Source organism: Aggregatibacter sp. oral taxon 513, assembly GCF_018128305.1.
In the GTDB taxonomy this organism is placed as follows: Bacteria; Pseudomonadota; Gammaproteobacteria; order Enterobacterales; family Pasteurellaceae; genus Aggregatibacter; species Aggregatibacter segnis_A.
The window spans coordinates 1,541,517-1,563,987 of record NZ_CP072381.1 but is presented as its reverse complement, the minus strand read 5'-3'; the positions used below and the strand labels follow the sequence as shown (position 1 = coordinate 1,563,987).

The 22,471-nt window shown below is 42.9% G+C and carries 19 protein-coding genes and 1 riboswitch; of the genes, 7 read left to right on the top strand and 12 right to left on the bottom strand.

Translation table 11 applies throughout. The annotated features are described in order from the left end of the window. Positions 1-3 precede the first annotated feature (3 nt). Entirely contained in the window at positions 4-552 is a 549-nt protein-coding gene (locus tag J5A60_RS07485) for a type I DNA topoisomerase (RefSeq protein ID WP_212510759.1), read from the bottom strand. A gap of 165 nt (positions 553-717) precedes the next feature. On the opposite strand from J5A60_RS07485, the gene rmuC reads away from it, so the two are divergent. After that, positions 718-2,325 (top strand): DNA recombination protein RmuC, encoded by a 1,608-nt coding sequence (gene rmuC, locus J5A60_RS07480; RefSeq protein ID WP_212509956.1) that lies wholly within the window; start codon positions 718-720, stop codon positions 2,323-2,325. A 71-nt stretch (positions 2,326-2,396) separates the two neighbouring features. Here rmuC and J5A60_RS07475 read toward each other — a convergent pair whose 3' ends face one another. The 5 genes from J5A60_RS07475 to serB all read right to left on the bottom strand — a co-directional run bounded on the left by J5A60_RS07475 (position 2,397) and on the right by serB (position 7,648). Further along, entirely contained in the window at positions 2,397-4,265 is a 1,869-nt protein-coding gene (locus tag J5A60_RS07475; RefSeq protein ID WP_212509955.1) for an acyltransferase family protein, read from the bottom strand. A gap of 72 nt (positions 4,266-4,337) precedes the next feature. Next, positions 4,338-5,429 carry a redox-regulated ATPase YchF gene (gene ychF, locus J5A60_RS07470; protein WP_212509954.1) on the bottom strand — a complete coding sequence of 364 codons (1,092 nt, stop codon included), beginning with the start codon at positions 5,427-5,429 and terminating at the stop codon, positions 4,338-4,340. A gap of 67 nt (positions 5,430-5,496) precedes the next feature. Next, on the bottom strand, positions 5,497-6,081 hold the full coding sequence (gene pth / locus J5A60_RS07465; protein ID WP_212509953.1) for an aminoacyl-tRNA hydrolase: 585 nt from the start codon (positions 6,079-6,081) through the stop codon (positions 5,497-5,499). A gap of 120 nt (positions 6,082-6,201) precedes the next feature. Beyond that, positions 6,202-6,693, bottom strand: a complete 492-nt coding sequence (locus tag J5A60_RS07460; RefSeq protein ID WP_006719311.1) for a YajQ family cyclic di-GMP-binding protein — start codon at positions 6,691-6,693, stop codon at positions 6,202-6,204. A 10-nt stretch (positions 6,694-6,703) separates the two neighbouring features. After that, positions 6,704-7,648 (bottom strand): phosphoserine phosphatase, encoded by a 945-nt coding sequence (gene serB / locus J5A60_RS07455; protein WP_212509952.1) that lies wholly within the window; start codon positions 7,646-7,648, stop codon positions 6,704-6,706. A 75-nt stretch (positions 7,649-7,723) separates the two neighbouring features. On the opposite strand from serB, the gene J5A60_RS07450 reads away from it, so the two are divergent. Beyond that, positions 7,724-8,404, top strand: a complete 681-nt coding sequence (locus J5A60_RS07450; RefSeq protein ID WP_212509951.1) for a YtjB family periplasmic protein — start codon at positions 7,724-7,726, stop codon at positions 8,402-8,404. Positions 8,405-8,509: 105 nt separating this feature from the next. Here J5A60_RS07450 and rpsT read toward each other — a convergent pair whose 3' ends face one another. Beyond that, on the bottom strand, positions 8,510-8,773 hold the full coding sequence (rpsT, locus tag J5A60_RS07445; protein ID WP_005548279.1) for a 30S ribosomal protein S20: 264 nt from the start codon (positions 8,771-8,773) through the stop codon (positions 8,510-8,512). 268 nt (positions 8,774-9,041) lie between these two features. On the opposite strand from rpsT, the gene murJ reads away from it, so the two are divergent. The 3 genes from murJ (at position 9,042) to ileS (ending at position 14,501) form a co-directional block, all read left to right on the top strand. Then, entirely contained in the window at positions 9,042-10,619 is a 1,578-nt protein-coding gene (gene murJ, locus J5A60_RS07440) for a murein biosynthesis integral membrane protein MurJ (protein WP_212509950.1), read from the top strand. A gap of 81 nt (positions 10,620-10,700) precedes the next feature. Continuing rightward, on the top strand, positions 10,701-11,639 hold the full coding sequence (gene ribF, locus J5A60_RS07435; RefSeq protein ID WP_212509949.1) for a bifunctional riboflavin kinase/FAD synthetase: 939 nt from the start codon (positions 10,701-10,703) through the stop codon (positions 11,637-11,639). A gap of 39 nt (positions 11,640-11,678) precedes the next feature. Beyond that, entirely contained in the window at positions 11,679-14,501 is a 2,823-nt protein-coding gene (gene ileS / locus J5A60_RS07430; RefSeq protein WP_212509948.1) for an isoleucine--tRNA ligase, read from the top strand. Positions 14,502-14,569: 68 nt separating this feature from the next. Here the strand turns inward: ileS and J5A60_RS07425 are convergent, their stop codons facing one another. The 4 genes from J5A60_RS07425 to J5A60_RS07410 are packed head-to-tail and all read right to left on the bottom strand — an operon-like array spanning position 14,570 to position 17,657. Next, positions 14,570-15,517 (bottom strand): ABC transporter substrate-binding protein, encoded by a 948-nt coding sequence (locus J5A60_RS07425; RefSeq protein ID WP_109104063.1) that lies wholly within the window; start codon positions 15,515-15,517, stop codon positions 14,570-14,572. A gap of 18 nt (positions 15,518-15,535) precedes the next feature. Continuing rightward, complete coding sequence (tenA, locus tag J5A60_RS07420) at positions 15,536-16,183, bottom strand: thiaminase II (protein WP_212509947.1); 648 nt, start codon at positions 16,181-16,183, stop codon at positions 15,536-15,538. 8 nt (positions 16,184-16,191) lie between these two features. Continuing rightward, complete coding sequence (locus tag J5A60_RS07415; protein ID WP_212509946.1) at positions 16,192-16,938, bottom strand: ABC transporter permease; 747 nt, start codon at positions 16,936-16,938, stop codon at positions 16,192-16,194. Beyond that, positions 16,935-17,657, bottom strand: a complete 723-nt coding sequence (locus J5A60_RS07410; RefSeq protein ID WP_109104060.1) for an ABC transporter ATP-binding protein — start codon at positions 17,655-17,657, stop codon at positions 16,935-16,937. Before J5A60_RS07410 ends, J5A60_RS07415 begins: the two co-directional genes overlap by 4 nt. A gap of 71 nt (positions 17,658-17,728) precedes the next feature. Beyond that, positions 17,729-17,816: riboswitch (TPP riboswitch) on the bottom strand. Between the two features lie 177 nt (positions 17,817-17,993). On the opposite strand from J5A60_RS07410, the gene lspA reads away from it, so the two are divergent. After that, the gene (lspA, locus tag J5A60_RS07405; protein ID WP_006719296.1) at positions 17,994-18,494 is read left to right on the top strand and encodes a signal peptidase II; all 501 of its coding nucleotides are present in this window, start codon (positions 17,994-17,996) and stop codon (positions 18,492-18,494) included. After that, positions 18,491-19,435: a 4-hydroxy-3-methylbut-2-enyl diphosphate reductase gene (gene ispH, locus J5A60_RS07400; protein WP_109104059.1), complete on the top strand. Its 945-nt coding sequence runs from the start codon at positions 18,491-18,493 to the stop codon at positions 19,433-19,435. Before lspA ends, ispH begins: the two co-directional genes overlap by 4 nt. Positions 19,436-19,619: 184 nt before the next feature. Here ispH and J5A60_RS07395 read toward each other — a convergent pair whose 3' ends face one another. Further along, positions 19,620-22,427, bottom strand: coding sequence for an autotransporter outer membrane beta-barrel domain-containing protein (locus J5A60_RS07395; RefSeq protein ID WP_109104058.1), 2,808 nt, complete (start codon positions 22,425-22,427; stop codon positions 19,620-19,622). Between the last annotated feature and the right edge of the window lie 44 nt (positions 22,428-22,471).

Here is a 22,471-nt window from a genome sequence, read left to right as displayed (position 1 = left end):
AGGTTACTCGGTCGTAAAAATATGGCGACAGGTTTTATTCACACATTGCCAAGTGCGTTGTTCGCCCTGTTGTTTTTTTAATAAGGCTAAATTGCCATAGCATTGTGGACAGTCCACTAAATAGGGTTTAGTTGGCACGGAAAACTTACAATGCGGAAAACGGTTGCAGGCGAAAAATAGCTTGCCGGCACGTCCACGCCGCGCCACTAACTGTCCTTCTTGACATTCCGGGCAAGGTACGTGTTCTTCCGTTTCCTCTTCTGTTTCCTCATGTACCACAAAATGACACTCAGGATAATTGCTACAACCGATAAACATGCCGAAATGCCCTTGTTTTAGCGCCAATAAATGTCCGCATTGAGGGCAGTTTTGTTCCAATATTTTAAGGATTTTTACTTCGTTGGAAGCCTGTAACGGTTTTAAATAATCACATTGCGGATAGGCAGAACAGCCGAGAAACAGCCCTTTTTTGCCTTGTTTTATTTGCAACAACGCACCGCACTGTGGGCAGTGTTCCTCGTGTTTGGTAGGCTGAAATAAAGGTTGGTTCATGGCATGCCCTAAAAGTGCGGTGATTTTTCTCGACAAATATGAAAATGCTTCAAGCGCCATTCTACCGCAAGTTTTGCGCCTTTTACCACCCACGAAATGAAAAAGCAAAAGGTCGGCAAAGGCTACGGATTTCCTTTATACTAACGCCCAATATTAGGAGGGAACATGTTTGCATTGGATATTGATTTAAATGTGTTATTGGGCGTTTGCGCCGCATTGGGCGTGCTTTGCCTTATTTTGCTTTTTGTCAGCGCGCGCCGGAAGCGGGATAGCCTGGAATTACAACAGGATTTAAATAAAAACATTGAGGATTTTAATCGCTTATTAGAAAAATTTGATGCCGTTACTGCCCGTAAAAATCAATTAGAACAAGAGGTGGTGAAAGCGCAAACCACGGCCGATGGGCTACAAATTCGCTTAAACGAACGGGATGAAAAAGTACAGTATTTGCAAACGGAACTGAACGAAGAACAGGCTCGCCATTCCGCCATCGCAGAACAAATAACGACGCTGAAAGAACGTTTTGGTGTGGCATCGGCACAGGCGGACAGCTTGCGCGGACAACTTGTGCAAAGCCAAGCACAGATTGTCCGCAAAGAAGAATCGCTGGCAAATTTAATGGAAAAACACACCGCACTTTCGCAGGAACTCGCGGAATTGAAAACCACGTTAACGGAAAAAGAAAAGTATTTTGTTGAGCAGCAACAACATGTTGAACAAACCAAACAGCAGCTCAATACGGAATTTCAAAACCTCGCCAATCGTATTTTGGAAGAAAAAAGCCAGCGTTTTCAGCAAACGAACCAAGCGTCCATGGACAGCTTGTTAAAGCCATTCCGTGAGCAAATTGAGAGTTTCCAAAAACGAGTGAATGAAATTCACTCGGAATCCCTCAAAGGCAACGCGGGCTTGGAAGCGGAAATTAAGAAAGTGTTAGAAATCGGTTTAAGTATGTCGCAACAAGCGAACAATTTGACTTCCGCTCTGAAAGGAGAAAAGAAAACTCTAGGCAACTGGGGCGAAATGCAGTTGGAGCGGGCGCTGCAATCTGCCGGCTTGGTGGAAGATGAACATTACACGGCACAGGCGCATTTTAAAAACGAAGAGGGCAAACGCAATTATCCCGACTTTATTCTTAACCTACCGGATGAGAAACATTTGATTATCGACAGCAAAATGTCGCTTAACGCCTATGAAAGTGCGGTCAGTGCTGAAGATGAAATAGAGCGGCAGGCGTTTCTGCGCGAGCACATTAAGGCGTTGCGTAATCACATCGACGACTTATCCCGTAAAGATTACAGCAACCTTATCGGCGTACGTAGCCCGAATTTCGTGTTGATGTTTATTGCCGTGGAACCCGCTTACATTGAAGCCTTAAAAATGGATCCGAGTTTATTCGGTTACGGTTATGACAAAAATGTCATTATGGTGTCACATACCACGCTGATGCCGATTTTACGTACGGTGGCGAACCTGTGGCGGGTGGAACGCGGTAATGCCGAAGCGCGTGAAATCAGCGAAAAAGCCGGCGACATTTACAACCAAATCTGCTTACTCGCAGAGCGTTTGGCGAAAGTGGGGAATAGCCTTTCCACTGTCAGTTCGCACTACAACAGCGCTGTTACTGCACTCGTGGGGCAACAGGGCTTGATAGGCAAAGTTGAACGCTTTAAAGCACTTTCTGCCAAAGCCAATAAAACCATGCCCGATATTGAGCCGTTACATCATGATTTTGAAACAGAACGGTTGTTGCTGAATAAAGAACAACAGTAATAAAAAAGTGCGGTAGAAAAACCGCACTTTTTGTTAACAGGGTAGATTCGAAAAATACTTACAAGATTGAACTATTTATATAATTTTTTAACTTGTTCAGGGGAGAGCAATCTTTGGTGTTTGGTAAATTCTTTCCCTAAATAGTAAGCACCAAAGTTTGTTAAATGGTCCTGATCTCCATAGAGATATTTTCCTTCCGCCATTACACTGTCTTTAGGAAGATATTGCTGTGCATCAACCCAATGTGCATTCGGGATATCTTTAATTAAATCATGAATGATTTGATTACTTGCATCAATATCGCCCATTCTACGAATTGGCTCGAGGTATTTATCTAGCCCATATTTAGCGAGAAGATGTCCTCGAATAGGGGAACGGTTAATCGAGCTGTTATTGGCAAAAACATAAACAGGTTTTTCTGTTGCGAGTTTTTCCACCATTTTTCTGAATCTGATTTCAAAGTCAGGGACTAAATAAGATTCAGCTTCAAATCGCGGAACCGGTTGACCTTCCATTCGAAGATCATAAAACTCAGAAATGAAAACGGCATCGTATTTGGCTATTTCATTCCATTGTGATTGGCATTCCGGTGTCACTTCTCCATTTTTATCTACCAATACTTGGCAATCTGGACCTGTATTTAGAATATCCGCCTTCCAGCCTTCTTGCGCACCGACATAATTTAAGAAATAAGCTAAATGGCCGGCATGTGAATCGCCAATTGTTAAGATTTTTGCTGGGAGGTGCGTATTCGTCTCTGCTAATGGCACTTCTTGCTCAATTTGTTCTTTCTCATTTTTGATCTGTTTTCTTTCATAGGTGTTATATCCAATCACTAAAACAGAAGGGATCACATAGAGATATAAAAATGCCTGTTTGAAACTTAATTTTGATTTTCTAATTGGCTGCTCAATTAGGTAATAACTCAAGATAGAGAAAAGTACGGTTAACGCCGTGACTAACAATACAATCTGATTATCTATTTGTTTGGTGCCCGTAATATAGTAGGCAAAAGAGATAAATATCCAATGGTATAAATAGAGTGAATAAGATATTTTTCCAATAAATACCATTGGTTTGGTGGAAAGCAGTTTTTTGACAATACTCTCTTGCGTTGTGGTGTAAATGACAAGGGCTGCAAGTAAACAAGGTAAAACTAAGCTTACTCCGGGAATAAAGACTAACTTGTTATGATAAAAATATAGGCAAGCTAGCAATAATAAAAAACTGAAATTCCCAATCAGCTTTTTATTAAATGTGTGATTTGCCGATAGATTAATATTATAAATGGCTAATAAAGATCCAATAAGCAATTCCGGAAAGCGTAAATTGGAAAGATAATAAGTATTCGGTTGATGTAATACATCTTTATAAAAAGTGTTAGAAATAAATGAGGTTAATAACAACAGGACAAAGAGTATTAGTGTAAACCTAAAAATAGATTTTAAATTCCCTGCTTTTTTGTAAACAAATAATAAAAATAAAGGGAAAATTAAGTAGTATTGTTCCTCAACGGCTAATGACCAAATATGTAAAACAGGGTTTTCTGTCGCATTAAGGTCAAAATAACCTTGTTTAAACCCTAGATAAAAGTTGGAGGAAAATACAGCGGCAAGCTCAATGGTCTTTCTGAGTTGGTTAAAATCATTATAGATAAATAATGCGGAAGCAACCAAAGACACAAGAGCCATGACGGCAATGAATGCCGGGTAAATTCGCTTTATACGGCGAGTATAGAAGTCTTTAAAAGAGAAACTATTTTCTTGAATCTCATTAATGATGATGCCGGTAATGAGAAAGCCAGAAATAACAAAGAAAATATCTACGCCAAGAAAACCACCCGGTAGCCAATTTGCATTGAGGTGATAGATGATCACTGAAATGACCGCAATGGCACGAAGTCCATCTATTTCAGCACGATATTTAATTGAAGAAGACATGTAAATTCCTTAAAAAAGAGATAAAAAAATCGCACTTTAGTTGCTTAAAGTGCGGTTCATTTTTTGATTGTTTTACACGTTGAAGCGGAAGTGCATGACATCGCCGTCTTGTACGATGTAATCTTTCCCTTCTAAACGCCATTTTCCGGCATCTTTGGCACCGTTTTCACCTTTGAATTGGATGAAATCTTCGTAGGCAATCACTTCAGCACGGATAAAGCCTTTTTCAAAATCGGTATGGATCACGGCAGCCGCTTTCGGTGCAGTGGCACCCACGGAAACTGTCCATGCGCGAACTTCTTTTACGCCCGCGGTAAAGTAGGTTTGTAGATTGAGAAGCGCATAACCGGCGCGAATGACACGGTTTAGGCCCGGTTCTTCAATGCCGAGATCTTGTAAGAATTCAAGTTTTTCATCATCATCCAACTCGGCGATTTCCGCTTCAATTGCGGCACATACCGGCACTACGAGAGAGCCTTCTTTTTCGGCAAATTCGCGGACTTTGTCGAGGTAAGGATTATTTTCAAAACCGTCTTCGTTCACGTTCGCAATGTACATGGTCGGTTTTAAGGTTAAGAAATTGTAGCTTTTGATTGCCAATAACTCGTCTTTGTCTAACGGCACGGAACGAATCATACCTGCTTCAGAAAGTACCGGTAAGATTTTTTCCATCACAGACAGCTCGAATTTCGCATCTTTGTCACCGCCTTTAGCACGTTTTTGTAAACGTTGAATCGCACGTTCACAGCTGTCTAAATCGGCTAACGCTAGTTCGGTGTTGATGGTTTCAATATCGTTTAACGGATCAATTTTGCCCGCAACGTGTACGATGTCATCGTTTTCAAAACAACGTACGACATGGCCAATGGCGTCCGTTTCACGGATATTAGCTAAGAATTTGTTACCCAAGCCTTCACCTTTACTCGCACCGGCCACCAAACCTGCGATATCCACAAATTCCATGGTGGTTGGCAATACGCGTTCAGGTTTGACGATTTCTGCTAAGGCGTCTAAACGCGGATCCGGCATTGGCACCACACCGGTATTTGGCTCAATGGTGCAAAACGGATAGTTTGCCGCCTCAATGCCGGCTTTGGTTAAGGCGTTGAAAAGTGTGGATTTGCCCACATTTGGCAGACCCACGATACCACATTTGAATCCCATAATTTTTCCTTATTGGTGAAGAAAAGTGCGGTTGAAATTTACCCTGTTTTTTTACCGCACTTTTCGGTTAAATTTTAAAGCTATTCAGTCGATTAGTGGCTTTGACGATGCCGTCTTTGAAAAGCAGTTCCACACAATTTGCCGCTTCATCCAGGGCTTTTTCAAGCGCTTCACGCTCACTGGGTGACGGTTTGTTTAACACATAACCTGCCACTAAATCACGATGTCCCGGGTGGCCGATTCCAATACGCAGACGATAGAAATTGTTGTTATTGCCCAATGCGGCAACAATGTCTTTTAAGCCGTTGTGTCCGCCATGTCCACCGCCTAATTTCAGTTTAACGCTGCCGGGCGGTAAATCTAGTTCATCATGTAAGACTAAAATTTCTTCGGGTTTGATACGATAAAAATTCGCCAATGCGCCAACCGCTTTACCGCTTAAATTCATAAAGGTTGTTGGCACCAAAAAACGGATTTCTTTGCCGTTCATCAGCGTTTTTCCCACGTTCCCGAAAAACTTATTTTCCGCATTTAATGTGACATTAAACCGCCGTGCTAAACGCGCAATTAACCATTCTCCGGCATTGTGGCGGGTGTCTGTGTATTTATCGCCGGGATTGCCAAGCCCAACAATTAACTTAATTTCTGACATAGTCTGTTTACGTGAATAAAAATAGTGGCGTATTGTAGCGGAAAGTCGGTTTTTTCTCAATGAAGGGAAAAGGAAACCGCACTTTAATTATCCAAAGTGCGGTCGTTTTTGAACGCGTTTTTAATCGCGGAAATTATTGAATTGGAATGGTTGCCCCAGTTCCGCTGTTTTGACGAGTTGAATCACGGCTTGTAAATCATCGCGGGATTTTCCGGTAACACGGACTTGCTCGCCTTGGATTTGGCTTTGCACTTTGATTTTGGAATCTTTGATAAGCTTAGTGAGCTTTTTCGCCATGTCGGTTTCAATGCCTTGTTTCAGCTTGATTTCTTTGCTGTACGTTTTGCCGCTGTGTTCATAGTCAGCAGGGATGTCTAAGGAAGTGGATTCGATGTTACGTTTAATACAAGCGTTACGTAAGATGTCGATGAGTTGCTCCACTTGGAAATCCGATTCGCTGCTCACTTTAATGCTTTCGTTTTTTTCGTTAAATTCGATCGCAGCTTGTACGTTACGGAAATCCCAACGATTAGTGAGTTCGCGGTTGGCGTTTTCCACGGCGTTGCGGATTTCGTGTCCGCTGATTTCGGAAACAATGTCGAATGATGGCATGGTTTTCTCCTTATTTCATTTTGTCGTTTGCACTTAAAATACATAAAAGTGCGGTTAAATCGGTGAAGTTGATGATAACTTGCGCCAATTGTTGTACTTTTGGTTTGGCGTGATAAGCCACGCCGACATCGGCAACTTGCATCATGGCGAGATCGTTGGCGCCGTCGCCGATGGCAACGGTGTTTTCAGTGGCAATGTTAAATTGTTGTGCTAACTGTTGTAAGGTTTGCGCTTTGTATTGTGCATCCACAATGGCGCCTTGTACGTTGCCTGTAAGTTTGCCGTCAATAATCTCGAATTGATTGGCTGCAATGAAATCTAAGCCGAGTTTTTGTTGTAATACTTCGGCAAAATAGGTAAATCCACCGGAAGCAATGGCCACTTTCCAACCGTGATTTTTGAGTTCTTTGACTGTTTCGACTAATCCCGGCATCAGCGGTAAATGCTGTTTGACCTCTTGCAAAATGCCTTCCGGCGCATCTTTTAAGGTGGCAACCCGTTGGCGCAGGCTTTGGCTAAAATCGAGTTCACCACGCATGGCGCGTTCCGTAATGGCGGAAACCATCTCACCGGTGCCGGCAAGCTTGGCGATTTCATCGATACATTCAATTTGGATGGCGGTGGAATCCATGTCCATCACCAATAATCCCGCTTGCTTCAAACTGGCGTGAAAGTTTAGCGGCGCAATATCCAGAGCTAATTCATGGGCAATACCAATCCACTCCGCTTTCCACTCGCCTTTGAGCAATACCACGGTGTTATGCAACACATTCCACGCGGAAAAACACAAAAAATTTTCACCGCACTTTTGCTGAAAGGTTTGTAACTTTGTGAGATTTAGGCTGTTGGAATAGAGAATAAACGCCTGATCCGAATGATAGGGCTTGTCAGCAATAAATGGTGCAGGAAGTTCAGAAAAATGCGCCATAATGGCGTTAAGATTTTGTGTTTGCATAAAAATCCTGTAAATTGTGGCGGTTTTTAAAAGCACTGTATTCTAGCTTACTTATTAAACTTTGGGGAAAATAACTTGCATTTAACAAAAGAAAAAGTGATTAAATTTATGATGTTCTTTGGCATTGTTTTGTTATGCGCGGGCATCATGGCAGTCATTTTATTTGGCGTACAACAATTTAAAATCGGCTCACAGCTAGCCAGTGTAAATCAGGTCGCTAATATTTCTCATTTATTGGCACGCCAGCAAGCGAATCTATTTTCGATGTTGTTGGTGAATAATGCGAAAACAGAACGGTTAGTGGAGAATTTGGATAATTTCACCAAAGAAGAATTTGTACTGGATGCGGCAGTGTATGCGCGTAATGGTGAATTATTAGCACAAAGCACCAACTCGTCAGATATACGCAGTTTGTTGGGCTTGGATAAAGAAGAAAAGGAAGCGGATTCTCAGCAAATTGTGGAACCTATTTATTCCCCAAACGGCCTGGAAGGCTTTTTACGCGTCACTTTTGATGCCAAATACGGACAAACGACCCAAAGTAAAATCAATCAAATTTTTTATCGATTATATGGTGAAATTGTCATTGTTTTTCTCGTTGGAATTCTGTTTGCCAGCAGTTTTCATTATTTCCTCAGCCACTATCGCCGCAGCCGTAAGCATGTTCATGTTGTGGAAAAAACACCTACGCCAAGTAACAAAACAATGCCATCCACGAGCAAAGCGTTTCATCAGCGTCGAAGACGAATGCGATAGGGAAGTGCGGTGGCTTTTATGATTGTTTTCTCTTTGGGAAGAATCAAAAAAACACGAAAACAAAAAACCGCTCGTTTGAGCGGTTTTTTTATGATAAGGCAAAAATTAGGCTAATTTTTTGATTTGAGCAGCTAATTTAGATTTGTGGTTTGCTGCTTTGTTAGCGTGGATTAAGCCTTTAGAAGCCATGCGGTCAACAACTTTTTGCATTTCAACGAATGCTGCTTCAGCTGCTGCTTTCTCACCCGCTGCTACTTGAGCATAAACTTTTTTGATGTAAGTACGCATCATAGAGCGTTGGCTTGCGTTGTGTTGACGGCGTTTTTCAGATTGAACCGCACGTTTTTTTGCTGACTTGATATTAGCCAAGGTCAAACTCCTAAAAATTTCTGTTAGTTAATAGTGACAAAATAGGGGCGTAAATATGCCGATTTCTTATACTTTTGTCAACGGGAATTTTGTGTTGATTTCGGTGAGACACAACCGAACGTTGGCATCGTTATACTTAACAAGCTCTTTCTAAACGGGCTCACCAAACGATGTGCGCGGGATTTTAACAGTTTTTTCCCTTAGAATATAGCGTAAAAACGAAATTTCTATACAATTAGGCAAATTTTATCATTCAGAGTAATTCGTTTTGAGCAAAAGATTATTAAAATCCGGCATGATCGTGAGCGGTATGACGCTCGTTTCGCGTGTGTTAGGCTTGGTGCGCGATGTAGTGATTGCTAATTTAATCGGTGCCGGTGCGGCGGCAGACGTATTTTTATTCGCCAACCGTATTCCTAATTTCCTCCGCCGATTATTCGCCGAAGGGGCGTTTTCACAAGCGTTTGTGCCGGTGTTGGCGGAGTATCAAAAATCCGGTGATTTATCCAAAACCCGCGAGTTTATCGGCAAGGTGTCGGGCACCTTGGGGGGCTTGGTTACCGTCGTTACGTTATTGGCGATGATCGGCTCGCCGGTGGTGGCGGCAATTTTCGGAACAGGTTGGTTTGTCGATTGGCTGAATGACGGGCCGAATGCGGAAAAATTCACGCAAGCCTCGTTGCTACTCAAAATCACTTTTCCTTATTTATGGTTTGTGACCTTCGTTGCGCTGTCCGGTGCGATTCTAAATACCATCGGTAAATTCGGCGTGATGTCGTTCTCGCCGGTGTTGCTCAATATTGCCATGATTGCCACCGCACTTTGGTTGGCACCGCAGTTGGAAAATCCGGATTTAGGCTTGGCTATCGGGATCTTTCTCGGCGGGTTATTACAATTTCTGTTTCAACTGCCTTTCTTATATCAAGCTAAATTATTAGTAAAACCCAAATGGGCGTGGCATGACGAAGGCGTGAAGAAAATCCGCACACTGATGATTCCTGCTTTATTTGGCGTTTCCGTGAGCCAAATCAACTTGCTACTTGATACCTTTATCGCCAGTTTTTTAATGACGGGTTCCATCAGCTGGCTATATTATTCCGACCGCTTGTTAGAGTTTCCTCTTGGATTGTTCGGTATCGCCATTTCTACGGTGATTTTGCCGACCCTTGCCCGCCATCATGTAAACCGCGATGATAACGCCAAAAGTGCGGTGGATTTTCGCAACACAATGGACTGGGGCGTACGCATGATTTTATTGCTCGGCGTGCCAGCAATGATTGGTATCGCTGTGTTGGCGCAACCGATGTTGCTCGTGCTGTTTATGCGCGGCAGCTTTACCTTTAGCGATGTGCAGTCAGCCTCTTATTCCCTCTGGGGCTTTAACGCAGGGCTTCTGAGCTTCATGTTAATCAAGATTTTGGCGAATGGTTATTACGCCCGCCAAGACACCAAAACGCCGGTGAAAATCGGCATTATTGCCATGGTAAGCAACATGGCGTTCAATTTATTAGCGATTCCTTTCAGTTACGTAGGCTTGGCGATGGCGTCTGCCATGTCGGCAACATTGAACGCGTATCTGCTTTATCGTGGTTTGGCAAAAGCGGACGTTTATCATTTTAGCCGTCAAAGTGCGGTGTTTTTTCTGAAAGTTTTTTGTGCCGCTGCCATGATGGGACTGTTGGTTTGGTATAACAGCCCAACACTCATTGAATGGAATGCCATGAGTTTTCTTACCCGCGTGCATTGGCTAGCGTGGTTGATCGTTTTAGCCGCAATGGTTTATGGTGGAATATTAGTGTTGTTAGGTATTCGTAAACGGGATTTGATGGGCGTGCACACCACATGAAATTCGCTTTTGTGACGCCTTAATTTATGCGTATAATACCGAAATCTTTTTTCACTGAAATTAAATGGAACAAATTTAATAATGCAGCTGATTCGTGGCTTGGGAAATTTACCGCAAAATTTGCACGCTTGCGCGTTGACTATCGGCAATTTTGACGGAGTGCATTTGGGACATCAAGCCATTCTGCGTCATTTGCGGACAAAAGCCGATGAGTTGCATTTACCCATGGTGGTGATGTTGTTTGAACCGCAGCCACGCGAGTATTTCTGTGCTGAAAATGCGCCTGCACGCTTGATGCGTTTACGTGATAAATTGCGTTATCTCAAACAGGCAGGCGTGGACATGGTGATTGTGGCAAAATTCGACCGCACTTTTGCCAATTTACCCGCGCAACAATTTATTGAAGATTGTCTGGTGCGCAAATTAAATGTGAAGTTTTTAAGCATTGGTGATGATTTTAAATTTGGTGCTAAGCGCCAAGGCAATTTTGCACTGTTGCAACAAGCCGGTGAAAAGTTTGGTTTTACCGTAGAGGATAACCGTAGCTTTTGCTTAGATGAATTGAGAATCAGTAGTACAGCGATTCGCGAGGCGTTGGCAAACGACGATTTAACGTTGGCGGAAAAATTACTTGGACGTCCTTATCGTATTTTAGGTCGCGTGATTCATGGCAATGAGCTTGGTCGCACCATCGGCTTTCCGACCGCGAATATTCGCTTGCATCGTCAGGTGAATCCGGTCAAAGGCGTGTATGCCGTCAAAGTGCGGTTAAAATCCGGCGCGTTTTTTAATGGGGTCGCGAATATCGGCACCCGCCCGACCATCAATGGTGTGAATCAATTACTAGAAGCACATTTATTTGATTTTCAAGGCGATCTTTATGCCCAATGGTTGGATGTAGAACTCTGTCATAAAATCCGCAATGAAATGAAATTTCCCTCTTTTGACGATTTAAAAGCACAAATTGCGAAGGATGTAGAAACGGCAAAAAACGTTTTCAAAACTGACCGCACTTTATAGAACACAAATTTTAATTTTTACATAACACTGGAATATAAAATGACTGATTATAAAAATACCCTTAACCTCCCTGAAACGGGCTTTCCAATGCGCGGCGATTTAGCCAAACGCGAGCCTGTGATGTTGAAAAACTGGTATGAGAAAAATCTCTATCAAAAAATTCGTGAAACTTCAAAAGGCAAAAAATCCTTTATTTTGCATGATGGCCCTCCGTATGCGAACGGCAACATTCATATCGGTCATGCGGTGAATAAAATTCTGAAAGATATTATCGTGAAATCCAAAACCGCGTTAGGTTTTGACTCGCCTTATATTCCGGGTTGGGACTGTCACGGTTTGCCGATTGAATTAAAAGTAGAAGGCTTAGTGGGCAAACCAAACGAGAAAATTTCTGCGGCCGAATTCCGGGCGAAATGCCGTGAATATGCAGCGGAACAAGTGGAAGGACAGAAAAAAGACTTTATCCGTTTAGGCGTGTTGGGCGATTGGGATAACCCTTATTTGACCATGAACTTTGATACCGAAGCACACATTATTCGTACGCTTGGCAAAGTGATTGCTAACGGCCACTTATACAAAGGATCTAAACCGGTGCACTGGTGTTTGGATTGCGGTTCTTCTTTGGCTGAAGCGGAAGTGGAATACGAAGACAAAGTTTCTCCGTCCATTTATGTGCGTTTCCCTGCAGTAAGTGCGGTAGAAATTGAAGAGAAATTTAACGCAGTAGGCAAAGGCCATGGCAAATTATCTGCAGTCATTTGGACAACAACACCTTGGACAATGCCATCTAACCGTGCGATTGCGGTAAATGCAGAATTAGAATACAACCTAGTCCAACTTGGTGATGAGCGTGTGATCTTAGCCGCTGAATTAGTGGAATCGGTGGCGAAAGCCGTGGGTGTAGAACAAGTTGAAATTTTAGGGGCCGTAAAAGGTCAAGCGCTTGAGTTAGTACGCTTTAACCATCCGTTCTATGATTTCACTGTGCCGGTGATTTTAGGCGATCACGTGACTACCGATGGCGGTACAGGTTTAGTACACACTGCACCGGATCATGGTTTGGACGACTTTATTGTAGGACAAAAATATAATTTACCAATGGCGGGTCTTGTATCGAATGACGGTAAATTTATTTCAACCACTGAATTCTTTGCAGGTAAAGGCGTATTTGAAGCGAATCCATTGGTTGTTGAAAAATTGCAAGAAGTGGGCAACTTATTAAAAGTTGAGAAAATCAAACACAGCTACCCACACTGCTGGCGCCATAAAACCCCAATTATTTTCCGTGCGACACCACAATGGTTTATTGGCATGGAAACACAAGGTTTACGCCAACAAGCCTTAGGTGAAATCAAACAAGTTCGCTGGATTCCGGATTGGGGTCAAGCGCGTATCGAAAAAATGGTGGAAAACCGCCCGGACTGGTGTATTTCCCGTCAGCGTACTTGGGGCGTGCCGATGACGTTATTCGTGCACAAAGAAACCGAAGAACTTCACCCACGCACCTTAGAATTACTTGAAGAAGTGGCTAAACGCGTAGAGAAAGCCGGTATTCAAGCATGGTGGGATTTAGACGAAAAAGAATTATTAGGCGCCGATGCAGAAACCTATCGTAAAGTGCCTGATACCCTTGACGTATGGTTTGACTCAGGATCAACCTATTCTTCTGTGGTGGCGAATCGTCCGGAATTTAATGGTCAAGATATCGATATGTATTTGGAAGGTTCCGACCAACACCGTGGTTGGTTTATGTCTTCTTTAATGCTTTCTACCGCAACAGACAGCAAAGCACCATACAAACAAGTATTAACTCACGGCTTCACCGTGGATGGTCAAGGCCGCAAAATGTCAAAATCCATCGGCAACATCGTGACGCCACAAGAAGTGATGGATAAATTCGGTGGCGACATTTTACGTTTATGGGTGGCTTCTACCGACTATACCGGTGAAATGACCGTTTCTGATGAAATCTTAAAACGTGCGGCGGACAGCTATCGTCGTATTCGTAACACGGCACGTTTCTTATTAGCTAACTTAAATGGTTTCGATCCGCAACGTGATGCAGTTAAACCGGAAGAAATGATGAGCTTGGATCGTTGGGCGGTGGCTTGTGCATTAGAAGCACAAAACGAAATCAAAGATGCTTATGATAACTATCAATTCCACGCCGTGGTGCAACGCTTAATGCGTTTCTGTTCGGTGGAAATGGGCTCGTTCTACCTTGATATTATCAAAGATCGTCAATACACCACCAAAGCAGACAGCCTTGCGCGCCGTAGTTGCCAAACCGCTTTATGGCACATCGCGGAAGCATTGGTACGTTGGATGGCACCGATCCTTTCCTTCACCGCAGATGAAGTGTGGGGCTACTTGCCACAAACGGCAACTGCACGTGCAGAATTCGTCTTCACTGAAGAATTCTATGAAGGCTTATTCGGCTTGGGTGCGAACGAAAAATTAGATGATGCTTACTGGCAGCAACTGATCAAAGTACGTTCTGAAGTGAACCGTGTGTTAGAAATCGCCCGTAACGACAAAGTGATCGGTGGCGGTTTGGAAGCGGAAGTGACCGTTTATGCTAACGATGAATATCGTGCCTTGTTAGAACAATTAGGCAATGAATTACGTTTCGTGTTAATTACCTCAAAAGCGGAAGTGAAAGCATTAGCAGACAAACCGGCAGATGTGGCTGTTGGCGAGTTAGAGGGGATTGCAGTAAGTGTTGTACGTTCTAACGGTGAAAAATGTCCACGTTGCTGGCATTATTCCGACAAAATCGGCGTGAATCCGGAACATCCGACACTTTGCCCGCGTTGCGTAGAAAACGTTGCAGGTAACGGCGAAGTGAGACGTTTCGCTTAATCATGCAGTAAAGTCTAAATAAAAGTGCGGTCAAAATTGACCGCACTTTTTGATCGTAAAGCATTTATTTATTTTTTCAGTTCCGTGGCGTAATGTTCTACCGCCGTTTTCGATTTCAATAATCCTTGTTGCAACATAAAGTCCGCCATTTTTTCATAGTTCGCTTTATTAAAGCTACCCGGTTGTTTACTCAAATAAGGCAGCGTGTCTTTCCAGGCGCGGCGGTTAAGCTCGTTATCCAATTCTGTCGGTTTATAGCTGACAAAAAGCTGCCAACTTTCTTCCGGGTGTGCATAAAGGTAATCGGTGGCTTGTTGTAGCGCGCTGATAAAATCTTTGTATTTCGCTTCATGAATCTTGTCTTTATTGGCGACGATAATTAATTCATCATAGGTCGGCACGCCATGCTGTTCAGGGAAAAACGCCTTACCTTGATAACCTTCAATGGCTAATTGATTCAATTCAAAATTGCGGAATGAACCTATAACCACATCCACTTGTTTGCTAATTAAAGAAGGGGAGAGAGACCAATTCACGTTAATCAGTTGGACATCTTTATTACTTAAATTGGCCGACTTCAACATGGCATCCAGCAGTGCTGTTTCAAAACCGCTAACGGAATAGCCAATTTTCTTTCCTTTCAAATCCGCTAAGGTTTTGATGCCGCTGTTTTCTAACGTGACCAAGCTGTTTAGCGGAGAATCTGCCAATGTCGCAATACGCACTAAAGGTAGTTTTTCATCTATTTGAATATGCAGTTGCGGTTGATAATCTACGGCTAAATCTGTTTTGCCGGCGGCGACCAATTTAGGCGGTAGCGATGGATCGGCAGGCTCAATAATATCCACTTCCAGATTATGTTCGGCAAAAAAGCCTTTTTGCTGTGCAACGATCAACGCCGCGTGATCCGGGTTGACAAACCAATCCAGCATTAAAGATAGTTTTTGTTTTTCAGCGGCTTGAACGCTAAGTGAAAGCGCGCCGATAATCAATGTTGAAAGAATATGTTTTTTCATAGTAGCTCCTTTTTGTGGTTAAGCGAGATCCAACCCCATTTGCCAGAAGGCAATTTCCATGCGGGTGGCCGTCGTAAAGATGTGTTGAATCTGGTTTTGTTGGGATGGCGTAAATTCAGCACAAAGTGCGGTCAAAAAGTTAGACGTTTCTTCCGCTTCTTGTTGAAAAGCCTCCGAAGCATAGGTGTCGATCCAAGTTTGATACGGATTATTGGCTAAGCGCGGGTAGTTTTCTGTGATATAGCGTGCGATTTGTGCGTAGCCTACGGCACAAGGCGTAATGGCCGCATAAATTTCAGCTAAACCGCCGCTGGCACCGCAATCTAATAAATAGCGAGTATAGGCAATACAAGCGGCGCTTTCTTGGGTGGCAAATATTTCCGCTTCACTGATGCCCCATTGTCGGCAATAGGCCAAATGTAATTGAATTTCCTGACAAATACTTTCAAGGCTTTTTCGAGGTATTTCCATTTGGCTAAAGTCTTTGGCTTTAAAGATACCCAAGGCAAATGCACGACTGTAATGAAACAGGTAAAGGTAATCCTGTTTTAAATAATGACGAAAGCACTCTGCCGGCAAGGTGCCATTTGCCAACTGTTTGACAAAGTCATGTTCTACATATTGTTGCCAATAAGGCTGGGCGTTTTTAATCAGTTGGTTGAGCATTTTTCCTCCTAATGCACATAGCTTACCCACGGCAGGGCTTTGCGCAGTAATTTATCCACGATGAAATACAGGCAAAGCGCCATGAGTAAAAGTAAAAATAGCGCCGCAAACATTAAGTCGATTTGTATTCGGGCATTGGCTTGTAACATTAAATAGCCCAATCCTTCCGAAGAACCGACCCATTCCCCCACAATGGCGCCAATGGGCGCAATGGAGACGGCAATGCGTAATCCTGATGCTAATGCGGGCAATGCCGCCGGTAAACGCACTTTAAATAGCATTGCCGCAGGTGAAATACGCAAGGTTTGGGCAAGTTGAAGCCAGGGTTTCGGTGTGTTGCGTAGGCCGTCATAGCAGGCTGCCGTGACGGGAAAATAGATAATCAAAATCGCCATGGTGATTTTGGATGCCATGCCATAACCAAGCCACAACACCAGTAATGGCGCGATAGCAAACACCGGAATAGCTTGTGAAATCACTAATAATGGCATTAAGAAAGCCGAGATTTTGCGGGAAAGAGTAAGTAGTAGCGCAGAGGATAGCCCGAATAGAAAACCGAAAAATAAGCCTAACAAAATTTCCAGCAACGTAATTTGGGCATGCATGAAGAGCAAGTCCGCTTGCGTCATTAATCGTTGCCATACAGCAAGCGGGGTAGGCAATAAGTAGGGCGGCACATCAAACAGACTGATAATGCCTTGCCAGAACGCAATGAACAGGGCGCTTAATAAGATAAGACGGGCTATTTTTTTCATGTTGGCTCCGCCATTAATTGTTCGATAAGCTTATTTTGTAGCGACCACAGCGCCTCTTGGTGAAGCTGATGGGGCTTTATGGGATCTAATTGAGCAACCTGTTTTATTTGCACCGGTTGTCCTTGCAATACATAAATTTTTTCGCCTAAACGAATGGCTTCTTGCGGATCATGGGTTACCAAAATCACCGTTTTCCCTTGCAACAGTTCGCAGGCAAGATTTTGTAACTGTAAACGGGTGACCGCATCCAGGGCGGAAAAGGGTTCGTCCATTAAAATTAAATCGGCATCTTGCATTAAGGTGCGGGCCAGTGCCACCCGTTGACGTTGTCCGCCGGAAAGTTGATAACAAGGTTTATGCCAATGAGCCGCCATGCCGACGGCATGTAATAGTTCTTTGGCTTTCTCTTGGGTTTTGGCATTTTTCTGACCGCTAAGGTGCTGCGCCAACTGCACGTTATTCAACACAGAAAGCCATGGGAATAAACTGTCTTGCTGTGCTAACCAAGCCGCTTTGGTATGAGGGGCAAATTGGATATGCCCTTGTGTAATCGCTGCATTTTCCAATCCTGCAATGGCGCGAAGTAAGGTGGATTTCCCTACACCGGAACGCCCAAGTAGCACAACCCATTCCCCTTGTTCTACACGAAAATGAAGATCGACAAACAGCGGCTTGTGATCGAATTGCAAGCATAGATGTTGGATATCGAGACAATGCATCGCAGGCTAACTTAGCGAGGGAGGCAGAAAAGTGCGGTGGATTTTAAGAATGTTTTTAAAAAGAATGGCAATATAGACATGATTTAGTTTCCTACGTCAGTGTTAACTGTTTCAGGTTCACGGGTATTATCTCAGCCAATGGCACCCCGACTAATAATGGCGCAGAGTCTATCGAAAAAGAGCAGGAAAAACAAATTGCGCTGTTAAATTTTGTGATCCCCGTCATAGAGAAATTCTGTTCTTTCATGATGTTCCAAATCAGTTTTTCTGTATAAAACCTTGCCTTGTGCTAGAATGGCAACCTAATTTTGATAATGATTTTATTTAGGAAAAACTATGTCCCAACAAAAATCCGGACTCTCTTTTCTCTGGCTAAGTGCGGTCGCTTTTTTGCTTGATTTGCTGACGAAATATATCGTGGTACAAAAATTTGATTTGTATGAAAGCGTGAATGTTCTGCCGGTGTTTAATCTCACTTATGTACGAAATTATGGCGCGGCATTCAGCTTTTTGGCGGATCACGATGGTTGGCAAAAATATTTCTTTATTCTGTTGGCGATTAGTATTTCTCTGATGCTGGCGTATTTCATGAAGAAAAATCGTGCCGACCAAAAATTACAAAATTCAGCTTATGCCCTGATTATTGGTGGTGCACTTGCTAATATGGTGGATCGTGCCTACAACGGTTTTGTGGTGGATTTCTTTGATTTTTATTGGGACATTTATCATTACCCGGTTTTTAATGTGGCAGATATTGCCATTTGTATCGGCGCCGGTTTACTGGCATTAGATGCCTTTAAAGGTGATAAGAATAAACAAAAGAGCGGTCAAAAATGAAGATAATTTTAGCCAACCCACGCGGTTTTTGTGCCGGCGTCGATCGTGCCATCAGTATTGTTGAATTGGCGTTGGAAATTCATGGTGCGCCCATTTATGTACGTCACGAAGTGGTGCATAACCGTTTTGTGGTGAACGGCTTGCGTGAGCGTGGGGCTATTTTTGTAGAAGAACTGAGCGAAGTGCCGGATGGTGCCATTGTAATTTTCTCCGCTCATGGCGTATCCCAAGCAGTACGCCAAGAAGCCAAAGATCGTCGCTTGAAAGTCTTTGATGCAACTTGTCCGTTGGTGACCAAAGTACATATGCAAGTGGCGCGTGCCAGTAAAAAAGGCACGAAAGCGATTCTCATCGGGCACAAAGGCCATCCGGAAGTGGAAGGCACCATGGGGCAATACGGCAACCAAGAGGGCGGCATTTATCTCATTGAAAGTATTGAGGATATTGCTAACCTCCCGGTGAGCCACAACGATGATTTAACCTTTATGACGCAAACCACGCTGTCTTTAGATGACACGGCGGAAACCATCAGCGCGTTAAAAGAAAAATATCCTGCGATTCAAGGCCCGCATAAAAACGACATTTGTTATGCCACAACCAATCGTCAACAGGCGGTGCGTGAACTGGCAAAACAATCGGATTTAGTGGTCGTGGTAGGCTCCAAAAACTCCTCTAACTCTAACCGTTTGGCGGAGTTGGCTTCTCGAATGGGGGTGGCGTCCAAGTTAATTGATGATCCCAATGATATTCAGCCGGATTGGTTTAATGGCGTGCAAACCATTGGTGTCACCGCGGGTGCTTCCGCGCCGGAAGAATTAGTGCAATCGGTGATTGCGCGTATGAAAGAATTTGGCGTCACGGATGTAGAAGAATTGCAGGGGCTAGAAGAAAATATGTTCTTTGAAGTGCCAAAAGAATTGCGCGTAAAAGAGGTGAGTTAATTCTCTCCAACACTTGCTAAAGATGAAAAGAAAGTACGGTCAATATTTGAAACGTTTTGAATATTGACCGCACTTTTTCTTTGTTAAAAAGCGTAAAGAGACAAGCTGAAATAAAAAGCGGATAAATGTTATTGTCATTTATCCGCTTTAAATTAAGAGTAACTTACGTTAATTCACACTTGGATTACCAAGAATATTTAATGCCGACAGAGCCTTTATAGCCTTGACGTTTTGCGCCACTTAAAGAGTGTTCGTAGCGAACATCTGCATAAATATGTGAGTTAGCACTAGTTGCAAGTTGAGTACCTACACCAAATTCCCCCCAAGTTTTCGCAAATTTTTCATTGATATTATCTGCACCAATGTTGCTACCGGCAGTATTTCTGAAGTCATGCCATAAGTTTGCAGTGAAATAAAGGGTTCTGACTTTTTCACGAGCGGTTAGATCGTTGTAAGCAAGACGTGCACCTACGCGACCACGTAAACCGTGTTGTTTGTCTTGGTGTACAGAACGTAGATCATCGTTGAAGCGGCTTAATCCTAGGTATTGATAGATTAACTGTGCTTGCGGTTCAATGATCCAGCTGTCACCGTTATTCATTTTTTCTTTACCTAAAGCAAATGGATGACCAACTTCGCTTGATAATGCAACGCCGAAACCGTGGTTTTTAGCTTGTGAATCAAGAGCGTAATATTTATTTTTCACCCAAGAAAGTTGACCCACTAAGTCTAAGTAGCTGCCATTTTCAGCATAACGCGTATGTGTTACGCCGGCATGGAAGTTTTCGGTTTTCGCTTTGCCGGTGTATTTGTCATTAAGGACAACACCATTTTCAGCACGATATTCGTCATAGAATTTTGAATTTGCGTGCGTGTAACCCGCATAAATACCGGTTAAACGTTTTCCGCCGTTTTCAGTAGAAGTAACATCAAAGTCGTGACCGAATTGGAAACCGGAAAGGTTAGCCGTTAGGTTCAAACGCTCTTTACCATCCAAAGCAAGGTGTTTACCGATAATACGTCCCCAAGTTTGGTTGTTTGCTTGAGATTTTTCCCAAGAAAGCGCCTGATTTTCACCGCGACGTTGGTGTAATGTGCCGACTGTTTCATAGCCCACTTCTAAGTTCAATTTTGGCGCAAGTGTGTAGCCCGGTACGGAAGGTACATAAATTGCGTCACCATTTGTTGAAGTCACTGTCCAGAAATATTCGGTTGCGTTACCGACTCGTTTAGAAGCTAATTGTAGTTCACCTGCACCGGTGGTTCTTGTCATACCGGTAAAGTTATGTAAATTGCTTGAGCCTTGGACACGAATAACTGCGGTACTGTTTTTGCCTAAATCTGAAGCGATAGAGCCAATAGAACCGTCAACTAAGTTTTCCGCACCATTTGCTTTTAGGCTCACAACTTTTGTTACACCTTCTACATTGCCGGTGACTTCTAACAAGTCAGATTTGCCGTTATTCGGATCATTGGTATTCCACTGAGTATTCACTTTTAGAACGCCGTTATTCGCTGTGTAGTTGCCTTCCACAGTGAATTTGTCTCCGTAAGAACCATTGGCAAGTGTGATTTCACTATTATTATTGGTTAATGTGCCGTCAGAACCGTCTTGTTTAACCAGTTTGACTTTATAATCTGTTCCGGCAGAGCCTGTAGGGATGTGTTTAGAAGCATCCAATACACTACCATTATTTAGCGTTAACGCATTAATGGTAGAACGTTGTTCAGCTTCATCTTCTTTTTGGGCCAGTTCCCAAGTAGCTTGATTGTCTAATTTAACATCTAATTTAGAGTTCTCGTTGGCATTAGAACCTTGATGCATTAAACCAATAACTTTTGCTTGATTATCGATAGCAACACTGAGGTTAGATGTTCTCAATTGACCGGCTTTTGCTTCTACTAACCAACCATTTTTAGCAGCTTTCGCTTCACTTTCTTTACCCTTGAGGAGGAATTTAGCATCACCGTCTTTTGCATCGTCTAAATTTTCTTGTGCAACAATGAGGGAAGCGTCATCTGAAACCGTTTTGATTTTAGTATTATTTAAACGAACTTCTTGTTCTCTATATTTTTCTCCACGTAGGAGGACATCCATTGTGTCAAATACGATAGCCGAGCTGCCTGATTTAATTTCACCACTACTTGTGTCTGAATCAGCAATTAAGCGGGATTTTGTGCCAAAGAGACGAACGGCTGCAGAATCTTTCGTTGCTGTCGTATCAAGCACCATTTTTCCGGTAGAGTTGACTACAGCACCTTTATAATCGGCAGGTATATTATCACCAGGTTTGCCGATTTTTATAGCGGCGGAAGAAGTACCATTAGCTTTGATTGTAATCTCTGAATCTTTTAAATTGGCTTCTGCACCATTACCATTAATGTAAATGCCGACTAAATAACTGCCATTTTTGGCGGTTGTTTTATCTTCCACATTGATGGTGAGTTTTTTCTTGGAATTAAAAATTGGAACAGCCCCATTTTTTTGGAAAACTCTTACTCCGGATAATTGGTGACCAAATAAAGGTCTAGTACCTGGCCCGTTATCAACGTTGATTTCAGCATCATCATGTAAAGTCAATTTTGCTGTATCGGTTGGTGCACCACCACGCCAATCATAACCGACTGCAATGCCATAAGCTGCATTGGTATCAGCTGAGGCTAAATCAAGCCAGTTTTCATTGACAAAGGTGACATCAACATTGGTTTTACCTTGAATATCTAATGTTCTATCACCACGGACAATAATGCCTTTAGGACGAGTTTTGTCATGTTTGTTCTTATCTGCTGTGATATCAATCTTAACATCGTTGGTAATAACCGTGTTTTTATCTGTCGGTTCATATCCTACAGGCTCTCCCGTTTCTTGGGTTTTATCAATAGGAGCCAACGTGATATCAGCAGCAACGGCCAGTGTAGGAATTGATAAAGAAGAGACAATCAATGTGCTCAGAAATGTCTTTCTGAATTTTTCCTTGGTATTAAGTAACATAATGTGTTTCCTCCTGTTATGTTATATAGAAATAGAAAAGAACA